The following is a 3,885-nucleotide window of genomic DNA, read 5'->3' on the forward strand; positions in this document are numbered from 1 at the left end:
GGGCGCTCCCCGCCCGCGTCCGCCCCGGCACCGCCGCGCTGTTCCTGCACGGCAGCAACTACGGCACCTGCCGCGAGTTCGCCGGCCGGCTCGCGGACGAGGCCGCCGCGCTCGGCTGCGCCACCGAGGTCGCCCCGCTGGACGCGTACGCCGACGGCCTGCCCGCCGACCGGCCCGTCGTCATCACCGCCGCCTCCTACAACGGCCGCCCCACCGACGACGCGATCGCCTTCGCCGCCTGGCTGGAGGGCGAGCACGACCTCACCGGCGTCACCTACACCGTGCTCGGCGTCGGCGACCGCAACTGGGCCGCCACCTACCAGCACATGCCGACCCGTATCGACGCCCGTCTCGCCGAGCTGGGCGCCACCCGGCTCACCCCGCGCGCGGCCGCCGACGCCTCCGGCGACCTCACCGGCGCCGTCCGCGAGTACACCGACGCGCTGCGTACCGCCCTGCTCACCGAGTACGGCGACCCCGACGCCACCGCCCCGGCCGACGAGCCCGGCACCGCCTACGAGGTCCGCGCCCTGACCGGCGGCCCGCTGGACGCCCTCGCCGAGCGGCACGAGCTGGTCCCCATGACCGTCACCGAGGCGTACGACCTCACCGCGCCCGGACACCCGCGCGTCAAGCGGTTCCTGCGCGTCGCCCTGCCCGACGGCGTCACCTACCGCACCGCCGACCACCTCACCGTGCTGCCGGTCAACGCCCCCGAGACCGTGGAACGGGCCCTCGCCGCGCTCGGCGCCGACCCGGACACGGTGCTCGACATCCACGCCACCCGTCCCCGCCGCGACGGCCTGGCCGTGGACCGCCCACTCACCGTGCGCGAACTCCTCGCCAGGCACGTCGAGTTGCAGGAGCGGCCCACCGCGCGCCAGCGCGAACTCCTCGCCGCCGCCAACCCCTGTCCGCCCGAGCGCGCCGCCCTCGCCGCCCTCACCGGCGACGACCCGCGCACGCTCCTAGAACTGCTGGAGGACCACCCCGCCCTGCGCGAGGCCCTCGACTGGCCCCGCCTGCTCGGCCTGCTCACCCCGCTGCGCCCGCGCCACTACTCCATCTCCTCCTCCCCGGCCGCCGACCCGCGCCACGCCGACCTCATGGTCTCCGTGCTCGACGCCCCCGCCCGCTCCGGCAACGGCCGCTACCGGGGCACCGGTTCGGGACACCTGGCGGGCGTGAAGCCCGGCGACACGGTGTACGCCCGCGTCCAGCCCTGCCGGGAGGCGTTCCGCACCGACACCTCCACCCCCGTCGTGCTGATCGCGGCCGGCACCGGCCTGGCCCCGTTCCGCGGCGTGGTCATGGACCGGGCCGCCGCCCGCGCCGGTGGCGCCCAACTCCCGCCCGCCCTGCTCTACTTCGGCTGCGACGCTCCCGACGCCGACTATCTGCACGCGGCCGAACTGGGCGCCGCCGAGAGCGCCGGAGCCGTCTCGCTCCGCCCCGCCTTCAGCGCGGCCCCGGTCGGCGGCGCACAGTTCGTCCAGCACCGGATCGCCGCCGAGGCCGACGAGGTCTGGGAGCTGCTCGGTGCCGGGGCGCGGGTGTACGTCTGCGGCGACGGCGCCCGCATGGCACCCGGTGTCCGCGAGGCGTTCCGCACCCTGTACCGCGAGCACACCCCCGGCGCGGACGAGGCGGCGGCGACGCGCTGGCTGGACGGGCTGGTCGGCGCCGGCCGCTATGTGGAGGACGTGTACGCGGCCGGGTGAACCGCACCCCGCCCCCACCCGCGCCCCCTGGAAATCTCACAGCATGAAATAAGGGGGCCCGCGCAGTCGTGCCCGGCCTGTCACGAGGGGTATGTTGCAGGTCGGGCACGGGTCGGAAGGGGCCACATGGCGGGGCGGAACGGGCGCACGGTACGCGATCTGAGGCGGGGCAACCGCACGGCCGTGCTGCACAGGCTGTACTTCGACGGCCCCCTCAGCCGCTTCGAACTGGGCCCGGCCACCGGACTGAGCTCCGGCTCGGTCAGCAACGTCGTGGCGGACCTGATCGCGGACGGACTGGTGGAGGAGGCCGGCAGCGTCGACTCCGACGGCGGCCGCCCCCGCACCCTGCTCCGGGTCGCCCCGCACAGCGGCCAGATGATCGGCGTGGACGTCGGCGAGACCCGCGTCCGCGTCGAGCTGTTCGACCTGGCCCTCACCGAACTCGCCCGCGCCGAGCGACCGTTGACCCGCCCCGGCTACGACGTGGACGACATCACCGGCCACATCCGGGACGGCGTCGCCGAGGTGCTGGCCGCCGAGGGCGCGCGACCCGAGCGGCTGCTCGGGGTCGGGGTCGGCGTGCCCGGCATCGTGGAGCACACCGCCGACCGGGGCGCCGTGGTGCACGGCCAGACCATCGGCTGGGACGCCGTCCCGCTGGAGCGGCTGCTCCGGGCGACCTCCGGGCTCCCCGAGAGCGTGCCGTACTTCATCGACAACGGCGCCAAGACGCTCGGCCAGGCCGAGATGTGGTTCGGCGCCGGGCGCGGCGCCCGCAACGCCCTGGTGGTGCTCTTCGGCTCCGGCGTCGGCGCCTGCCTGGTCACCCCCGAGGTGGAGCACGGCCGCGCGGTGGAGTGGGGGCACCTGACGGTACGGGTGCGCGGGCGCCGCTGCCGCTGCGGGGCGCCGGGCTGTCTGGAGGCGTACGCGGGCGCCGAGTCGCTGCTGGCCCGGTGGCGCGAGGAGGGCGGACGTCCGCCCGAGGGCACCGACGAGGAGACCGCGCTCACCGCGATGCTCGCCGCCGCCTACCCGGCCGGGGACGCGGAGCCCGACCCGGTCGCGCTCGCGGTGCTGGAGGAGACCGCCGAGTACCTGGGCGCGGGTCTCTCGGACCTGATCAACCTCTTCCAGCCCGAGCGCATCCTCATCGGCGGCTGGGCCGGGCTCCAGCTAGGCACCCGCTTCCTGCCCGCCGTACGCCGGCACGCGGCCACCTACGCGCTCAGGCACCCGGCGGACCGGGTCACCATCGACCTGGGGCGGCTCGGTCCGGACGCGGTCACCGTGGGCGCGGCCATCCTGCCCCTGGCCGACTTCTTCAGCCGGGGCGGCCGCCGCGCCGAACCGGTGCCCGAGGACCGTCCCCCCGCCTGGCGGGCCGCACTGGACGAGCGCGCCCCGCGCTGAGCCCGGACACGAAGATGCCCCGGCCGTGACGGGGGAATCACGACCGGGGCGGTCCATCAGCGGACGGGTTCCAGGTCAGGTCGGCCCCGCGTCCACGTGTGGTTCAACGGACAACCAGGTGGTGGCGTTCCCGCCCGGCGAGGTGATCCGGGTCACGCGAAGGAACGGCTGGTCAGGACGCCGGTACCCGCCCCTCGCGGGTCCAGTCCAGCAGCTCGTCCGCCGTCCAGGTGTTCACCACCCGCCCTGCGGGCACCCCGCACTCCTCGGCTCGGGCGCAGCCGAGGATCTGCCAGTCCAGCTGGCCCGGCGCGTGCGCGTCGGTGTCGATCGAGAACAGTGTCCCGGCGTCCACCGCCTCGCGCAGCAGGCGTTTGGGCGGGTCCAGCCGCTCCGGACGGCTGTTGATCTCCACGGCGGTGCCCGACTCGGCGCACGCGGCGAACACCTCGGCCGCGTCGAAGGCCGACTCGGGCCGCCCGCGCCCGGTGATCAGCCGGCCGGTGCAGTGGCCCAGGACGTCGGCGTGCGGATCGGACACGGCGGCCACCATCCGGCGGGTCATCGCGGCCGCGTCCATCTTCAGCTTGGAGTGCACCGACACCACCACGACGTCCAGCCGGTCCAGCAGCTCCGGCTCCTGGTCCAGCGAGCCGTCGTCCAGGATGTCGCACTCGATGCCGGTGAGCAGCCGGAACGGCGCCCAGCGCTCGTTCAGCGTCTCGACGAGGTCGAGCTGCTCGCGCAG

3 protein-coding genes are annotated in these 3,885 nt (G+C 75.6%); 2 read left to right on the plus strand and 1 reads right to left on the minus strand.

Annotated features, from left to right (window positions below):
- Nucleotides 1-1,721 (plus strand): flavodoxin domain-containing protein (locus tag GT030_RS29645; RefSeq protein ID WP_202460720.1); only part of this gene is annotated, 1,721 nt, incomplete at its 5' end.
- 126 nt (nt 1,722-1,847) lie between these two features.
- Entirely contained in the window at nt 1,848-3,137 is a 1,290-nt protein-coding gene (locus tag GT030_RS29650; protein ID WP_086694684.1) for an ROK family transcriptional regulator, read from the plus strand.
- A 172-nt stretch (nt 3,138-3,309) separates the two neighbouring features.
- On the opposite strand, the gene GT030_RS29655 is transcribed toward GT030_RS29650, so the two are convergent.
- A partial coding sequence (locus tag GT030_RS29655) for a PHP domain-containing protein (RefSeq protein WP_161203726.1) occupies nt 3,310-3,885 on the minus strand: 576 nt, incomplete at its 5' end.

Source organism: Streptomyces sp. SID1328 (assembly GCF_009865595.1).
GTDB lineage: Bacteria > Actinomycetota > Actinomycetes > Streptomycetales > Streptomycetaceae > Streptomyces > Streptomyces griseoluteus.